At 71.2% G+C, this 16,087-nt stretch carries 16 protein-coding genes; 6 read left to right on the forward strand and 10 right to left on the reverse strand.

What is annotated here, in order from left to right:
• The first annotated feature begins 24 nt into the window (after positions 1 to 24).
• Positions 25 to 1,626 carry a cation:proton antiporter gene (locus AB0H71_RS17230; protein ID WP_357021292.1) on the forward strand — a complete coding sequence of 534 codons (1,602 nt, stop codon included), beginning with the start codon at positions 25 to 27 and terminating at the stop codon, positions 1,624 to 1,626.
• Between the two features lie 10 nt (positions 1,627 to 1,636).
• Here AB0H71_RS17230 and AB0H71_RS17235 read toward each other — a convergent pair whose 3' ends face one another.
• The 6 genes from AB0H71_RS17235 to AB0H71_RS17260 form a co-directional block, all read right to left on the reverse strand.
• Complete coding sequence (locus tag AB0H71_RS17235) at positions 1,637 to 2,425, reverse strand: CbiX/SirB N-terminal domain-containing protein (protein WP_357021295.1); 789 nt, start codon at positions 2,423 to 2,425, stop codon at positions 1,637 to 1,639.
• A gap of 31 nt (positions 2,426 to 2,456) precedes the next feature.
• Complete coding sequence (locus AB0H71_RS17240) at positions 2,457 to 3,779, reverse strand: GTP-binding protein (protein ID WP_357021297.1); 1,323 nt, start codon at positions 3,777 to 3,779, stop codon at positions 2,457 to 2,459.
• Positions 3,779 to 4,711 (reverse strand): sulfate adenylyltransferase subunit CysD, encoded by a 933-nt coding sequence (cysD, locus tag AB0H71_RS17245; RefSeq protein WP_357021300.1) that lies wholly within the window; start codon positions 4,709 to 4,711, stop codon positions 3,779 to 3,781. The genes AB0H71_RS17240 and cysD overlap by 1 nt, the downstream gene beginning before the upstream one ends.
• Positions 4,708 to 5,424, reverse strand: coding sequence for a phosphoadenylyl-sulfate reductase (locus AB0H71_RS17250; protein WP_357021303.1), 717 nt, complete (start codon positions 5,422 to 5,424; stop codon positions 4,708 to 4,710). Before AB0H71_RS17250 ends, cysD begins: the two co-directional genes overlap by 4 nt.
• 34 nt (positions 5,425 to 5,458) lie before the next feature.
• Positions 5,459 to 7,279, reverse strand: a complete 1,821-nt coding sequence (locus AB0H71_RS17255; RefSeq protein WP_357021306.1) for a nitrite/sulfite reductase — start codon at positions 7,277 to 7,279, stop codon at positions 5,459 to 5,461.
• Positions 7,280 to 7,430: 151 nt separating this feature from the next.
• Positions 7,431 to 7,523, reverse strand: a complete 93-nt coding sequence (locus tag AB0H71_RS17260) for an Ms4527A family Cys-rich leader peptide (protein ID WP_357021309.1) — start codon at positions 7,521 to 7,523, stop codon at positions 7,431 to 7,433.
• Positions 7,524 to 7,683: 160 nt separating this feature from the next.
• Here AB0H71_RS17260 and hemW point away from each other — a divergent pair, with 160 nt between their 5' ends.
• Together hemW and AB0H71_RS17270 are read left to right on the forward strand one after the other, a co-directional pair.
• A complete protein-coding gene (gene hemW / locus AB0H71_RS17265) occupies positions 7,684 to 8,880 on the forward strand; it encodes a radical SAM family heme chaperone HemW (RefSeq protein WP_357021312.1) in 1,197 nt (398 codons plus the stop codon).
• A gap of 72 nt (positions 8,881 to 8,952) precedes the next feature.
• On the forward strand, positions 8,953 to 9,486 hold the full coding sequence (locus tag AB0H71_RS17270) for a VOC family protein (RefSeq protein ID WP_357021314.1): 534 nt from the start codon (positions 8,953 to 8,955) through the stop codon (positions 9,484 to 9,486).
• Between the two features lie 259 nt (positions 9,487 to 9,745).
• On the opposite strand, the gene AB0H71_RS17275 is transcribed toward AB0H71_RS17270, so the two are convergent.
• The 4 genes from AB0H71_RS17275 to AB0H71_RS17290 are packed head-to-tail and all read right to left on the reverse strand — an operon-like array spanning position 9,746 to position 12,817.
• The gene (locus AB0H71_RS17275; protein WP_357021317.1) at positions 9,746 to 10,510 is read right to left on the reverse strand and encodes an ESX secretion-associated protein EspG; all 765 of its coding nucleotides are present in this window, start codon (positions 10,508 to 10,510) and stop codon (positions 9,746 to 9,748) included.
• A gap of 13 nt (positions 10,511 to 10,523) precedes the next feature.
• On the reverse strand, positions 10,524 to 11,780 hold the full coding sequence (locus AB0H71_RS17280) for a hypothetical protein (protein WP_357021319.1): 1,257 nt from the start codon (positions 11,778 to 11,780) through the stop codon (positions 10,524 to 10,526).
• The gene (locus AB0H71_RS17285) at positions 11,777 to 12,241 is read right to left on the reverse strand and encodes a hypothetical protein (protein ID WP_357021322.1); all 465 of its coding nucleotides are present in this window, start codon (positions 12,239 to 12,241) and stop codon (positions 11,777 to 11,779) included. Before AB0H71_RS17285 ends, AB0H71_RS17280 begins: the two co-directional genes overlap by 4 nt.
• A 39-nt stretch (positions 12,242 to 12,280) precedes the next feature.
• Positions 12,281 to 12,817 (reverse strand): DUF3558 domain-containing protein, encoded by a 537-nt coding sequence (locus tag AB0H71_RS17290; RefSeq protein WP_357021325.1) that lies wholly within the window; start codon positions 12,815 to 12,817, stop codon positions 12,281 to 12,283.
• A gap of 183 nt (positions 12,818 to 13,000) precedes the next feature.
• Between AB0H71_RS17290 and hrcA the strand changes: the two genes are divergently transcribed.
• The 3 genes from hrcA to AB0H71_RS17305 all read left to right on the forward strand — a co-directional run bounded on the left by hrcA (position 13,001) and on the right by AB0H71_RS17305 (position 16,087).
• Positions 13,001 to 14,032, forward strand: a complete 1,032-nt coding sequence (hrcA, locus tag AB0H71_RS17295) for a heat-inducible transcriptional repressor HrcA (RefSeq protein ID WP_067654649.1) — start codon at positions 13,001 to 13,003, stop codon at positions 14,030 to 14,032.
• 162 nt (positions 14,033 to 14,194) lie between these two features.
• A complete protein-coding gene (gene dnaJ / locus AB0H71_RS17300; RefSeq protein ID WP_357021327.1) occupies positions 14,195 to 15,346 on the forward strand; it encodes a molecular chaperone DnaJ in 1,152 nt (383 codons plus the stop codon).
• Positions 15,347 to 16,087 carry a 16S rRNA (uracil(1498)-N(3))-methyltransferase gene (locus AB0H71_RS17305; RefSeq protein ID WP_357021330.1) on the forward strand — a complete coding sequence of 247 codons (741 nt, stop codon included), beginning with the start codon at positions 15,347 to 15,349 and terminating at the stop codon, positions 16,085 to 16,087.

Here is a 16,087-nt window from a genome sequence, read left to right on the forward strand (position 1 = left end):
CCCGGCATCTGAGAGGGTTGGCGGATGACCGATCTGTTGCTCGGTGGCGTCGTCATGCTCGTGGTGATCGCCGCGGCCGCCACCATCGGCCCGCGGCTCGGCGTCGCGGCCCCGCTGCTCCTGGTCGGCGCCGGGCTGCTCGGCAGCGTGCTGCCCTTCGTCCCCGAGCTGGATATCGACCCGGAGCTGGTGCTGCAGGGGCTGCTGCCGCCGCTGCTCTACTCCTCGGCGGTCTCCATGCCCGCCATGAACTTCCGGCGCGACTTCCGCGCCATCGGCGGCCTCTCGGTGCTGCTCGTGCTGGCGAGCGCGGTGGTGCTCGGGCTCTTCCTCGCCTGGGTGATCCCCGGGCTGAGCGTGTGGTGGGGGATCGCGCTCGGCGCGGTGCTCAGCCCCACCGACGCCGTGGCGACCTCGATCGTCGAGCGCGGCCGGGTGCCGCCGCGGGTGGTGACCATCCTGGACGGCGAATCACTGCTCAACGACGCCACCGCGCTGGTGCTGCTGCGCACCGCGGTCGCGGCCACCGCCGCCGCCTTCTCCTTCGGTGCCGCGCTCGGCAGCTTCGTGCTCGCCGTCGCGGTGGCGACCGCGGTCGGCGCGGTGGTCGGGCGGGTCACCCTCGCGGTGCGCAGCCGGATCCCGGACGCCACGGTGAACACGGTGATCTCCTTCACCGTGCCCTACCTCGCGGCCTTCCCGGCCGAGGAGCTCGGCGGCTCCGGCCTGGTCGCGGCGGTGGTGGCCGGGCTGGTCACCGGCTACGGCGCGCCGCGCGAGCTGTCGCCGCGCAACCGACTCACCGACTCGATCAACTGGCGCACGATCGAGGTGGTGCTGGAGGGGCTGGTCTTCCTGACCATGGGGTTGCAGCTCTCCGGCATCGTCGGCGAGGTGCACCGCGAGCACGCCGGGCTCGGCACCGCGACCCTGATCGCGGTCGCCGCGCTGCTGCTCGGCATGGTGGTGCGCGCGGCCTACGTCGGGCTGCTGCTCGCCGGGCTGGCCCGCCGGGCCCGGCGCGGCGCCGCGGTGCAGCCGCGGATGCTCGACTTCCAGCAGCGGCTCGCCGCGGGCACCCTGGAGCCGAGGGGGCCGCGGCCGCTCGGCACGCGCCGCACCGAGCGGCTCGGCACCCGCCTGCGCCGCACCCTCTCCGATATCGACTACCTGCAGGCCCAGCCGCTCGGCGCGCGCCAGGGGTTCGTGGTGGTGTGGGCGGGGATGCGCGGCGCGGTCACCGTGGCGGCCGCGCAGACCCTGCCCGCCGACACCCCGCACCGCTCGCTGCTGGTCTTCGTCGCCTTCGCGGTGGCGACGCTCTCGCTGCTGATCCAGGGCGGCACCATCGGGCCGATCGCGCGGCGGATCCTGCCGGAGACCGACCCGGCCGAGGCGGAGTCCGAGCGCCGCGAGCTGCTCGCGCTGCTGCGCAGCGCCGAACTCGGGGTGTCGCACGAGGGGCTCAGCCCGAAGCGGCACCGGCTCGCGGTGCTGGACGCGCAGCGCGACGTCGTGCTCGACGCCCGCGACGACGGCGTCTTCGACGCCGAGGTGCTCCAGTACGCGCTCGCCACCATCGATGCCGAGCAGATCGCGCTCGATATGCGCGGCGGGCCGGACTGAGCCGGGCCGCTCAGGCGGAGTGGCGGTGCCGTTCGGCGCCGGCGGTGTCGTAGCGGTCCCAGATCAGCTCGGTGAGCGCCGGGTGCGCACCCAGCGCCGCGGCGTGCGCGAGCTCCGGCGCCGCGGCGGCGATCCGGTCGGTGAGCAGGCCGGGGGACAGGAAGTAGGGGGCGACGACGAGGCGCCGGGCGCCACGGGCGAGCAGCCGCTCGCGGGCGATCTCGACGCCGGGATCGGCGGTGGCGAAGCACAGTTCGGTGCGCAGCCCCGTGCGCGCGGCGAACTCCTCCGCCACCAGCCGGGTGCGCGCGTTCGCCGCCGCCGAGGAGGCGCCGACCGCCGCGACGATCACGCCAACCGGCGACCGCTCGCCCCGCGCCGGCCCACCGAGGTCCCGCGTGGCTGCGGAGGTGGGCGCGCCGCCCAGCGCTTCCCGCACGCGATCGGCGAGCGCGTCCACCAGCCGCGCGTCCGGCCCGAGGACATCGGCCTGGTCGATGCGCAGCAGCGGGTGCCGCCCCCGCGCCTCGGCCAGCAACCCCGGCAGATCCACTCGGGCATGAAAAGCACTGCCGAGCAGCAGCGGAACGACAACGGCGTGCCGGTGCCCCGCCCCCGCGACGGCATCCAGCACCTGCTCCACCGAGGGAGCGTTCAGATCGAGGAACGCCGCACGCACCGGATGGCCCGGCCGCGCGGCCGCGACCGCGTCGACTATCGCGCCCACCGTCCCCGCCGAGCGCGGATCCCGGCTCCCGTGCCCGACCCCGATCAGCACCGGCCCCGTCCGGCCCGGCACCGGAGCACCGGGCCCGGCCGGGAGCCCCACCTCAGACCCCGGCACCGACCTCGACCGCGGTGAGCACGTCGCCGACCAGCCCGGCCGCGAGCGTGTTCCCGTTGGCCGGGTCGATGAGCAGGAAGCTGCCGGTATGCCGGTTCACCCGGTAGTCGTCGGCCGGAATCGGCTCAGCGACCCGCACCGAGATCCGCCCGATGTCGTTGAGCGCCAGCGTCTCCGGCGCCGGATCGGCGGCCAGCCGCTGCTCGTCGAAGCGCTCGACCAGCGCGCCGACAATGGCCTGCGTGGTCTTGGTGCCGTGCTTGAGCAGCAGCCGCGCGCCCGCACGCAGCGGCTTGTCGCCGAGCCAGCACACCGTCGCGTCGAAGTCGTCGATCGGCTCCGGCGCGTCCGCGGCCGCGGCGATGATGTCGCCGCGCGAGATGTCCACGTCGTCGCTGAGGATCAGCGTGACGCTGCGCCCGGCCTGCGCCACCGCGAGCTCGCCCGCGGGGGTGTCGATCCGCTCCACCGTGGTGCGCACCCCGGAGGGCAGCACCACGATCTCGTCGCCCGGCGCCACCGAACCGGCGGCGATCTGCCCGGCGTAGCCGCGGTAGTCCGGGTACTCGGCGGTGCGCGGCCGGATCACGTACTGCACCGGGAAGCGCAGCCCGAGCGAGTGCGTGCCGGTGCTGTCCGCGTCCACCGGCACCGACTCCAGGTGCTCGATCAGCGAGGGGCCGTCGTAGAACGGGGTGCCCGCCGAGCGGGTGGCGATATTGTCGCCGTGCAGCGCGGAGACCGGGATCTCCAGCACGTCCTCCGGCGCCCACCCCAGCGCGCCGGTGAGCGCGGTGAACTCGGCGGAGATCCGCGCGAACACCTCGGCGGCGTCGTCCACCAGATCGATCTTGTTCACCGCGAGCACCAGCTTCGGCACGCCGAGCAGCGCCAGCACCGCCGCGTGCCTGCGGGTCTGCTCGATCACGCCCTTGCGCGCGTCGACCAGCAGGATCACCAGCTGCGCGGTGGAGGCGCCGGAGACGGTGTTGCGGGTGTACTGCACGTGGCCGGGGGTGTCGGCGAGCACGAAGGAGCGCTTCGGCGTGGCGAAGTAGCGGTACGCCACGTCGATGGTGATGCCCTGCTCACGCTCCGCGCGCAACCCGTCGACCAGCAGCGACAGATCCGGCGTCGCCAGCCCGCGGTCCACCGAGGCCCGGGTGACGGCGTCGATCTGATCGGCGAGCACCGACTTGGTGTCGTACAGCAACCGCCCCACCAGCGTTGACTTGCCGTCGTCCACCGAGCCGGCGGTCGCCAGCCGGAGCAGCTGAGCCGGCGGCTCGGTCGGCACCGTGTCGGCCATCAGAAGTAACCCTCTCGCTTGCGGTCTTCCATCGCGGCCTCGGAGACCCGGTCGTCGCCGCGGGTGGCGCCGCGCTCGGTGAGCCGGGAGGCGGCGACCTCGGCCAGGATGGCCTCGTTGGTCGCGGCCTCGGAGAGCACCGCGCCGGTGGAGGAGCCGTCGCCCACGGTGCGGTACCGCACCGCCCTGGTCTCCAGCACCTCGCCGTCGCGCGGGCCGCCCCACACGCCCGGCGTCATCCACATGCCGTCGCGCTGGAACACCGGGCGCTGGTGCGTGTAGTAGATGCTCGCGAGATCGACATCCTCGCGCGCGATGTATCGCCAGATATCGAGCTCGGTCCAGTTGCTCAGCGGGAACACCCGGACGTGCTCGCCCGGCGCGTGCCTGCCGTTGTACAGGTTCCACAGCTCGGGGCGCTGCCGCTTCGGGTCCCACTGGCCGAAGGCGTTGCGCAGCGAGAAGATCCGCTCCTTGGCGCGCGAGCGCTCCTCGTCCCTGCGGCCGCCGCCGAAGACCGCGTCGAAGCGGTTCTCGGTGATGGCGTCGAGCAGCGGGACCGTCTGCAGCGGGTTGCGGATGCCGTCCGGGCGCTCGGTGAGCCTGCCGTCGGCCAGGTACTCCTCGACGCTGGCCACGTGCAGCCGCAGCCCGTGCCGCTCGACGATCCGGTCCCGGAATTCCAGCACCTCGGGCAGGTTGTGCCCGGTGTCGACGTGCAGCAGCGCGAAGGGCAGCGGCGCGGGCCAGAAGGCCTTGAGCGCCAGGTGCAGCAGCACCGTCGAGTCCTTGCCGCCGGAGAAGAGGATCACCGGCCGCTCGAACTCGCCCGCGACCTCGCGGAAGATGTGGATCGCCTCCGACTCCAGCGCGTCGAGGGTGTCGAAATCGCTGAGCCCGAGGGATCGCTCGGTACGAATCGTGTCGGTCATGAGGCGTGCAACCCGCATTCGGTCTTGGCGGAGCCGGCCCAGCGGCCGCTTCGCGGATCGGAACCCGGCTCCGGCTTCCGCGTGCACGGAGCGCAGCCGATGGACGGATATCCCTCCTCCACCAGGGGATTGACGAGAATGCCGTGCGCCTCGATGTAGGCGTGCATCTCATCGTCGGACCACGGCGCGATCGGGTTGATCTTCACCAGCCCGAAGCCCTCGTCGTAGGAGACCAGCGGGGCATTGGCGCGGGTCGGCGCCTCCACCCGGCGGATGCCGGTGACCCAGGCGTTGTAGCCGCTCAGCGAGCGCTGCAACGGCACCACCTTGCGCAGCCGGCAGCACTCGGCGGCATCCCGGGCGAACAGATCGCGCCCGAGCAGTTCGTCCTGCTCGGCGACGCTCCGCTCCGGCCGCACGTTCACCACGTTCACCCCGTACACGGCCTCGACCGCGTCCCTGGTGCCGATGGTCTCGGCGAAGTGGTAGCCGGTGTCCAGGAAGAGCACGTCCACCCCGGACCGCACCTGCGCGGCCAGGTGCACCAGCACGCCGTCCTGCATGTTCGAGGCGACGATATAGCCGGCGCCGAAGGTCTCGTCGGTCCAGCGCAGCAGATCGAGCGCCGAGGCGCCGTCGAGCTCGGCGGCGCCTCGCTCGGCGATCGCCCGCAGCTCGTCCTCGGAGAGCTTCTCCGTCAGTCCCGTTGTCATCGCTGATCTCCCCTCAGCAGTGCCGCCGCCCCCGTCACCGGAGGTCGGCTTCCTCGGCGCGGACGGCCCACTGGGCGAACCGTTCGCCTTCCGTACGGTGCTTCACGAAGTTGCGCACCACCCGCTCGACGTAATCGCCCAGCTCACCGGTGGTCACCTTGTGCTGCCGCAGCTTGCGGCCGAACGCGCTGTCCAGCCCGAGACTGCCGCCGAGGTGCACCTGGAAGCCCTCGACCTGGTTGCCCTCGCCGTCGTCCACCAGCTGCCCCTTGAAGCCGATATCGGCGATCTGGGAGCGGGCGCACGAATTCGGGCAGCCGTTGATATTGATCGTGATCGGCACGTCCAGCCCGGCGTTCAGGTCGGCGAGCCGCTGCTCCAGCTCCGGGACCAGCGCCTGCGAGCGCTTGCGGGTCTCGGCGAAGGAGAGCTTGCAGAACTCGATCCCGCTGCACGCCATCAGGTTCCGCCGCCACACCGAGGGCCGCGCCTGCAGCCCGAGCGGCTCCAGCTCCGCGATCAGCGCCTCGACCTGCCCGTCCGGCACATCGAGCACGATGAGCTTCTGATACGGCGTGAACCGGATCCGGTCCGAGCCCGCCCGCTCGGCGGCATCGGCGACCTTGGTCAGGATGGTGCCGGAGACCCGGCCCGCGATGGGGGAGAAGCCGACGGCATTGCGGCCGTTGCGCAGCTTCTGCACGCCGACGTGGTCGATCGGCCGGGTCGGCTGCACCGGGGCCGGGCCGTCGATGAGCTTGCGCTTCAGGTACTCGTCCTCCAGCACCTGGCGGAACTTCTCGATGCCCCAGTCCTTGATCAGGAACTTGAGCCTGGCCTTGGTGCGCAGCCGCCGGTAGCCGTAGTCCCGGAAGATCGAGACCACGCCCTCCCACACGTCCGCGACCTCGGCCAGCGGCACCCACACGCCGACCCGCTGCGCCAGCATCGGGTTGGTGGAGAGCCCGCCGCCGACCCAGAGGTCGAGGCCGGGGCCGTGCTCCGGGTGGTTCACCCCGATGAAGGCGACATCGTTGATCTCGTGCACCACGTCCTGCTGGCCGGAGATCGCGGTCTTGAACTTGCGCGGCAGGTTGGAGTACTCCGGCTTGCCGATGTAGCGGCGCACGATCTCGTCGATCGCCGGGGTGGGGTCGATGACCTCGTCCAGCGACTCACCGGCCAGCGGCGAGCCGAGCACGACGCGCGGGCAGTCGCCGCAGGCCTCGGTGGTCTTGAGCCCGACGCCCTCGATCCGCTTCCAGATCTCCGGGACGTTCTCCACCTCGATCCAGTGGTACTGGACGTTCTCCCGGTCCGAGAGGTCGGCGGTGTCCCGGCCGAACTCGGTGGAGATCCCGCCGAGGGTGCGCAGCTGCGCGACGTCCAGCGCGCCGCCGTCGCAGCGGATGCGCATCATGAAGTACTTGGCTTCGAGGATGTCGATGTTCTCGTCGCCGGTCCAGGTGCCGTCGTACCCCTGCTCACGCTGGGTGTAGAGGCCCCACCAGCGGAACCGGCCGCGCAGATCGCCCTTGTCGATGCCGTCGAAGCCGGTCTTGCTGTAGATGTTCTCGATCCGCGCCCGCACGTTCAGCGGGTTGTCGTCCTTTTTGGACTGCTCGTTCGGGTTGAGCGGCTCGCGGTAGCCGAGCGCCCACTGGCCCTCGGCCCGGCGCCGGGCCGGCTTGCCGGTGCGGGCGCGGGGCGCGGCATCGGCGGCGGCCGCGCGCGGGCGGTCCGGGCGGACCCGGCGCTCGGAGGCGGGGCGCTCCGGCCGGTGCCGGGCGGGCGCCGCCGCTTCGGTCGCGGCGGTGGAGTTCTCGCCGGGGCCGGCGTCGGTGCTCGACGTCATGAATCGCTCCTGCTGGATCTGAGTGGTACGTCCGTGCTGAACGCGCGAGAAACGTCACTCGCGCAGGGCGGCGCTCCGCGTCGATCGGACGGAACCGAAAGTGTGGATTCGACGTTTCACCGGGGCTGTCGGGAGGTGCGCCGCAAGGGGGCTAGGGTTGACACTCCGGCAGACAGCACGCACTGCAGACGCGCTTGAAGTCGACGTGGCGCCGGGCCACCAATCGAACTCCACCGTTGCGCATGCGTCCTATTGTGCCACGTCAGGGCGGTCGTCCAGACCGTCGGGGGATATTTCCCGGAAAAATGCGGAGAATCCCCAGGACCGACCGGAGCAACTGTGACGCCAGTCATACGCCGACACGCGGGTCGAGCCCGCTGCGACGCACTTGCCAGACTGGAGCCGTGAGCCTTCCCGTCCGCAGCCCCGGCGTGAGCCCCGTCCTCGGCGACTTCGGGGACGGGCCGTTCGGCATCTACGTGCACGTCCCGTTCTGCGCGACCCGCTGCGGATACTGCGACTTCAACACCTACACCGCGGGCGAGCTCGGCACCGTGGCGTCCCCCGCCTCCTGGCTGGAAGCTCTGCGCGGTGAGCTGGCCGCCGCCGCGGCGGCCTTCGACGCCCTGCCGTCGGCGACTCCCGAGGTGGCGACGGTCTTCGTCGGCGGCGGCACACCCTCGTTGCTCGGCGGCGACGGCCTGGCCTCGGTGCTCGACGCGGTACGGGCGAATTTCTCCCTGGCGCCGGATGCGGAGGTGACCACCGAGTCGAATCCGGAGTCCACCGATCCCGCCTTCTTCGCGCGGCTGCGGGCCGCCGGGTTCACCCGGATCTCACTCGGCATGCAGTCGGCGGCCGCGCACGTGCTCGCCGTGCTGGACCGCACGCACACCCCCGGCCGTGCCGTCGCCGCCGCCCTCGAGGCGCGCGCGGCCGGCTTCGAGCACGTCAACCTGGACCTGATCTACGGCACCCCCGGCGAGTCCGATGCCGACCTGGCCGCCAGCCTGGACGCCGTACTGGCCGCGGCGGTCGACCACGTCTCCGCCTACTCGCTGATCGTCGAGGACGGCACCGCCCTCGCCCGCCGGGTGCGCCGCGGCGAGCTGCCCGCGCCCGACGAGGACGTGCTCGCCGCCCGCTACGAGCGCATCGACGCCAGGCTGCGCGGTGCCGGGCTGGAGTGGTACGAGGTCTCCAACTGGGCCCGCGGTGACGCCGCCCGGTGCAGGCACAACCTCGGCTACTGGGACGGCGGTGACTGGCTCGGCGCCGGTCCCGGTGCGCACAGCCACCTCGGCGGCGTGCGCTGGTGGAATGTCAAGCACCCCGCCCGGTACGCCGACCGGGTGGCCGCCGGGGGGCTGCCCGCCGCCGGGTGGGAGGAGCTGAGCGCCGCCGAGCGCCACACCGAGCGGGTCATGCTCGCCGTGCGGCTGCGCACCGGCTTGCCGCTCGCCGATCTCGACGCGCACGGGCGTGCCGCGGTGCCCGGCATCGTGGCGGGTGGACTGGCCGAGGTGCGCGGCGAGCGGCTGGTGCTCACCGATCGCGGCCGGCTGCTGGCGGACGGTGTCGTGCGCGACCTGCTGGTCTGACATTGCGGTCGGATTCCGACCGCTATGACTCCTACCGTCGGGGCTGTACACAATCCGCGCGGAAGGATCGCGATGCCTGAACTGTCGACTGGCGTGCCGAAGGGGTACAACACCGTCTCACCCTGGGTGGTCACCGATGACACCGGTGCCCTCCTCGACTTCGTCGCCGAGGTGTTCGGCGGTCAGGAGCTGGGCCGGGTCCCCGTCGAGGACGGCTCGATCGGCCACGGCGAGATCCGGGTCGGCGACACTGTCATCCTCGCCTTCGATCGCCGCCCCGACTGGCCCGTCATCCCCAGCCTGCTCCGGATCTTCGTCCCCGACCCGGACGCCGCCTTCGCCGCCGCCCTCGCCGCGGGCGCGGCGGTGGTGACCCCGATCGCCGATGACGCCTTCGGGCAGCGCGGCGGCCGGATCAAGGATCCCTTCGGCAATATCTGGTGGGTCAGCAGCCAGCGGGAGGAGGTCGGCCCCGATGCGATCTGGGAGCGGCTCCAGCAGCCCGAATATGCCGAGGGGATGCGGATCGCCCAGGTCACGCTCGATGCCGAGCTGAGCGGGCGGGACGAAGGTCGCAGCAGCGCGCCTGTCCGCGACCGGCCCTGACCGAGTTCGCAGTTCGTCCGCACGCAGGTGCCTGCCTCGGCGGTTGTCCCCGTCCACAGGTCGACGTTCCCGCTCGGGGCGACGTCCAGCACCGGGGTAGGTCAGGATCGAGACCGGGAGGGCCGCGGCGCCCGCCGACCAGCCGAGCGCGCCGCTGGTCGCGGGCGCTGCACACGTTCGGCCCTCCAGCCGACCGGCCTTGTCGACGCTCACCACCGACCGGAGTTGTCGACCCCGGGCAACGGCACCGGTGCCGTACTCACCCCTCGTCCTGAAGCCGCTGCTCAGCCCGCTCGATCCACCCACCGAACCCGGCGACCAGGTCGGCGGTAGTAGTGGGCCGCACACTCACATGCGCCCCCCGCCGCTCGGTGTACCGCCCATCACCGCTGATGTCGTACCACTGCACAGCGGCCAACGGCGGATCCAGCCGATTGATCGGCCCCACCAGCAGAACCGCACTCCCGCCCCCATCGGCTGGCCGCCCGAGCAGCCGCCGGTACCGATCCCGCGGCGTATTGCGCCCGTTGTCCTCCAGATAGCTGTCCCTGGCCGGCCGCAGATCATCAGGGTGGAAGGTCTCGCCCCCCGCACTCCCCGGCGCGCACGCCGGTATCGCTGCCACCAACCGCGCGGGCAGATCCTCCACCCGGCTCATCCGCAGCCGGATCGGCCCGTGCTCGGAATCGGTCCCGTACTGCACCGCCACCACCGCCCGAAAACCCGTCCGCGCCCCCACGATCCGATATTGCCGGACATCCTCCGGCCCGGTGCTCTGCCGATGCCTGCTACTCCCACCGAGAATCTCGATCCGAATCTCCGCATCGGCCAAGGTGCCGAGCGCCGCGTCGATCTCGTCCCGCTCGTCCACCCCGTACCGGGCGAACACCGCCGACCGATGCGCGGCGAACTCGTCCCGCAACCGAAACCGGCTGGTGTACCGCAGCGGACTGGGAAACCGATCCCGGGCGTCGTCGTACCAGAGGGCCGCGAAATCATCCGTGGCCCAGCTCCATTCGGTCATGCGCCCGAGCGGTTCACCGCGGCGGTTCCGTCCGGTCGCCGCCGATCACGCCACCCGCCACCGTCCGCGGGGTCTCACCGAGCAGTTCGTCGGTGTTCTCCTGATTGACCAGATAGTCCGGCCGCTGATGCTCGGAATCCCCCTCTCCACGCCCGCGCCCCGCCCCCGCACCGAACATGCCCGGGTACCCGCTGGCCGAGCGGCCCGCCTGTGCCTGCGCGGCTGCCGCCGCCGCGGCCGGTGCCACCGTGCTCCCCGGCCCGCCGGGGATACTGCGCCCCGGCCCCGGCTGATTGGTGCTGCTCGGCGAACCCGGCGAACTCGTCGGCGACGGTGTTCCGCTCGGCGTATACCCCGGCGTCCCGGTCGGCGTCGTACTCGTCGGCACCGTACTCGCCGGCACCGTGCTCGCCGGCACCGTGCTCGCCGCAACCGTCCGGCTCGGATCATTGGTCGTCCGCGGAGTCGAATCATTCGACGTGGACTGCTGATTAGCAGTACTCGGCGCAGTACCCGCGGAGGTGGTCTCGCTACCGTCCTGCTGCTCGGCCCCGTCCTGCGGTTCCTCGCTACCCTCCGGCGCGCCCTCGCCACCGTCCTCGGACTTCTCCGATTCCTCCGCACCCGGGCTGCCCGTACCCGGCGCCCCGCTACCCACCCCGCTACCGGAGCCGGGCGAATCCTCACCACTGTCGGTGGCGACGTACCCACCCGGCGGCGGCACCGCGATATCCGGCGACACGGTCGGACCGATCGGCGTGGGCAGCACCGGAATCTGCCCATCCACCTGCCCGAATGGCTCCACATACCGCTGCCGCATCTCGGTCCGCGCCACCTGCGCCGCCTCCGACTGCTCCCGCTGCAGGTCCCACCGGTGCGGTGGCCACGCCCACGACGTCCAGCTCACCTCCACCGGCTCCGGAATCGCGTTCTTCGTATCCACGATCGCCGTGGCAGCATCCCGCACCCGCGTATACATCTCCGCCAGCGCCGGACTCAACTGCTGCGCATCCGCCGCATAGTTCGCAATCGCATCCCTCGCCTTATCGGCCGCCGGGCCGGACCAGGCCTGCGCAATGGAGTTCTGAATGGACCGGGCGAACGTCGCCAGCCCCTGCTCCCACAGTTGGTGCACCTCCCAGTACTTCTGGGCCTGCTCCACCGCCTCCGTCGTATCCAGCGGATCGAACGCGTTCTTGATGTCGGGGTGCTCCCAGCTGTCCGTCTGCTCCCCGCCGCCCGGAATTCGTGGCTGCTCGTATCCGTTCATCGTGCGCTCCCGTCCGGAAGCAGGTACGGGCCCAGTTTGGGCTGTACGGGTGGTCGCTCCTCGAGTTCGGTGCTGAGCCGCTGGAACTCGGAGGCGAAGTCGGCGTCGGTGTCCATCATGCGCTGTCGGACTATCCGATGAACTTCCTGGATGTCCTCGACGATCTTGTAGTGCTGTTCCATGACAGCGTGGACGTCGTTGCCATCGCCGGAACCGGCGGCCTTCTTCCTGAAACGGTCGACGACGGTCTGCCCCGAGACCATCAGGGGATGGTTCTCACCGAGATTCCACGTCGAGTGGCGAGCGACTCGGTCCATGGTTCGCTGGATCTCGCGAATCGTGAGCTTGAAGTGCTCGCAATCGCGTTCGATATTGACGAACTCTTCGGGACGCAAACTGACGCCGGCACCGTTGCCGACTGCGTCGAGCAGGTTCTTCATCGGGCGTTCATCGTTGGTCATGGCCGGTACCTCCCCATATGCCGCAGTCGAACATGTAGGTCACACTCCCTGCGGAAGGGCCGCGACAACTTTTTCCGTGAGGGCACGGGCCAGTTCGCAAGTATCGAGGTGCCCGGTTTTCTTGCTCGAGTCCGGGTTGGTCAGACCAACCTCCAGACTTCCGCCCTGGATCGACACATTGACCGCGCACTCCTCGTCGGGACGATCGGTGCTCGACCTCCCTGAAATCGCCTGCCGATCGCCGATGGCGAATTCGCGGGCATCCGCGAACTTCTTGTCGCGCACCATCGCGACGGTCAGATTCGTCGTCTGAATACTTGCCGCGTACCCGTCGACCTGTACCCAGTCGCAACCCCGCCACTGAATACCGCCGGCGTTGTCATCCGCCTCGTGCTCGTTCCGGAGGCCCTCGGAATCGAGCAGGCTCTGGGGGATGTCTGCGCAAGGATCAAAGGCGGTTGGTGCACCAGTCGGTGTCGCCGGGCTCGTCGACGATGTCCCTGAACCGCCCGACGAGTCACATCCCGCAATGAAAAAAACGGTAAGAGCGGCGAGAGCCGCGGTGCCGAATCGCACGAGTCCCCCTCGAAGCCGACGTCCCCCTGGTCTGGCCCGTGACGCTACCGGCGCACCGCACCCCGGGCAAGGCGCCTGTGGACAACTCTCGTCAACCCGGGCAATCCATCCACAGCCCGGATGCAGAACGGGGGATATCGGGGTCCGGGCACCTAGAATGGATCGCAAGCGAGGAGGTAGGCCGTGTCGAGTACCGAGGATCGTCGTTTCGAGGTTCTGCGGGCGATCGTTGCCGACTACGTCGCGACCAAGGAGCCGATCGGGTCGAAGACGCTGGTCGAGCGGCACAACCTGGGCGTATCGAGTGCCACGGTGCGCAATGACATGGCGGTGCTGGAGGCGGAGGGTTACATCGCGCAGCCGCACACCAGCTCGGGGCGGATCCCGACGGACAAGGGGTATCGGCAGTTCGTGGATCGGATCGCCGAGGTGAAGCCGCTCTCGTCGGCGGAGCGGCGGGCGATTCTGGAATTCCTGGAGTCCGGGGTCGATCTGGACGACGTGCTGCGGCGCGGGGTGCGGCTGCTCGCGCAGCTGACCAGGCAGGTCGCGGTGGTGCAGTACCCGACGGTGTCGGCGTCGACGGTGCGGCACATCGAGGTGGTGGCGCTGAATCCGGCGCGGCTGCTGCTGGTGGTGATCACCGACACCGGGCGGGTCGATCAGCGGATCGTCGAGCTCGGCGCGCTGGTGGACGACGAGGACCTGGCGGCGCTGCGCGCGCTGCTCGGCGGCGCCATGGACGGCAAGCGCCTGGCCACCGCCTCGGCGGCGGTCGCGGCGCTGCCGGAGAACGCGCCGGGGAAGCTGCGGGATGTGCTGATCCGGGTGTCGACGGTGCTGGTGGAGACGCTGGTCGAGCATCCGGAGGAGCGGCTGGTGCTGGGCGGCACCGCGAACCTGACCCGCAATGCGGCCGACTTCGGGCTGCCGGGTTCGCTGCGCACGGTGCTGGAGGCGCTGGAGGAACAGGTGGTGGTGCTCAAGCTGCTCGCGGCCGCGCAGCAGCCTGGCACGATCACGGTCCGGATCGGCGAGGAGACGCAGGTCGAGGAGATGCGCGGGACCTCGGTCGTCACCACGGGGTACGGTGCGGCGGGCGCGGTTCTCGGTGGCATGGGGGTGCTGGGGCCGACGCGCATGGATTACCCGGGCACCATCGCCTCGGTGGCGGCGGTGGCCCGCTATATCGGGGAAGTGCTGGCCGGACGCTGAGGTCCGTCCGGGCTTTCGGGGGACTCCGCTGCCGGGCCGCGCGCCCGAGCGGATAAAGTTGAGTGCATCCGACTAAGGCCGGTGTCGGGGCCCGGCCCGGCGGCGTGTGCCGCGCGGACCGTCCGATATCGGTAAACGGCGACCAAGGACTAGAGAAGCGAAGTGGCACGGGACTACTACGGACTGCTCGGCGTCGCGAAGAACGCGACCGATCAGGAGATCAAGCGCGCCTACCGCAAGCTGGCCCGGGAGCTCCACCCGGACGTCAACCCCGACGAGGCGGCGCAGGCGAGGTTCCGGGACGTGTCGACCGCCTACGAGGTGCTGTCCGACCCGGAGCGGCGGCGCATCGTCGACATGGGCGGTGACCCGCTGGAGAACGGCGGCGGCGCGGGCGGCTTTTCCGGCGCCGGCTTCGGCGGCCTCGGCGACGTCTTCGAGGCCTTCTTCGGCGGGATGAACGCCTCCGGGGGGCAGCGCAAGCCGCGCGGCCGGGTGCAGCCCGGCGCCGACTCGCTGCTGCGCACCCGGCTCAGCCTGGCGGAGTGCGCGGTCGGCGTGACCAAGCACCTGACCGTCGACACGGCGATCCTGTGCGACCTGTGCCACGGCGCGGGGACCAACGGGGATTCCAAGCCGGTGCGCTGTGAGACCTGTGGCGGTGCGGGCGAGGTGCAGTCGGTGCAGCGCTCGTTCCTCGGCCAGGTGCTCACCTCGCGGCCCTGCCCCACCTGCCGCGGTGCGGGCGAGACCATTCCGGACCCGTGCAACAAGTGCGGGGGCGACGGCCGGGTGCGGGCCCGTCGTGAGATCGCGGCGCCGATCCCGGCCGGTGTGGCGAACGGCATGCGGGTGCGGCTGGCCGCGCAGGGCGAGGTCGGCCCCGGCGGCGGGCACGCGGGCGATCTGTACGTCGAGGTGGTGGAGCAGCCGCACGACATCTTCGTCCGGGACGGCGACGATCTGCACTGCACCATCCGGGTGCCGATGGTGGACGCCGCGCTCGGCACCACCGTGGTGATCGACACCATTCTGGACGGGCCGACCGAGTTGAGCATCACACCGGGCACCCAGCCCGGCGAGGTCTCGGTGCTGCGCGGGCACGGCATGCCCAAGCTGCGGTCCGGGGCGCGCGGTGACCTGCTCGCGCACCTGGAGATCGTGGTGCCGTCCAAGCTGGACAGCAAGCAGAACGAGCTGCTGCGCAAGTACAAGGGGCTGCGGGAGCGCGATCGGGCCGAGGTCGTTTCCGCGCAGTCCGAGCACAACAGCGGGCTCTTCGCCCGGCTGCGGGCGTCCTTCAGCGGTCGCTGAGTGGCCGCGACGGTCTTCTACCTGGACGAGATTCCGCAGCCCGGTGCGGTTGCGGTGCTGGACGGGCCGGAGGGCAGGCATGCCGCCACCGTGCGGCGGATCCGGGTGGGGGAGTCGATCACGCTCTCCGACGGGCGCGGGGTGGTCGCGGAGTCCGAGGTGATCGGGGCGCAGAAGGATCGGCTGGAGCTCGCGGTTCTGGATCGGCGGGTTGCCGAGCCGGTCGTGCCCGCGGTAACGGTGGTGCAGGCGTTGCCGAAATCGGATCGGTCCGAGCTGGCGGTCGAGCTCATGACCGAGGCGGGGGTCGATGTGATCGTGCCGTGGCAGGCGGCCCGGTGTGTGGCCAATTGGGACGGGAAGGCGGGCAAGGGGGTCGAGAAGTGGCGGGCTGCGGCGCGGAGTGCGGCTCGGCAGTCTCGGCGGGCCTACATTCCCGAGGTCGGTGCGGTTCGGCGGACCCGGGAGGTCGTGGAGTTGGTGCGGGCCACCGTGGCCGAGGGGGGAGTGGTGGCGGCGTTGCACGAGTCGGGGGTGGGGCGGTTCACGGCGCTGCCGTTCGGGGAGGCTTTGCGGGTGGTGTTGATCGTGGGGCCCGAGGGTGGGTTGGACGATTCCGAGATTTCGGCTTTCACCGAGGCGGGGGCTACTGCTGTGCTGCTCGGGCCTACTGTGCTGCGCACCTCGACCGCCGGTGCTGTTGCGCTCGGTGCGCTCGGGGCTCTCACCTCGCGCTGGTAG

This window comes from Nocardia sp. NPDC050697 (genome assembly GCF_040654395.1).
Taxonomy (GTDB): Bacteria; Actinomycetota; Actinomycetes; order Mycobacteriales; family Mycobacteriaceae; genus Nocardia.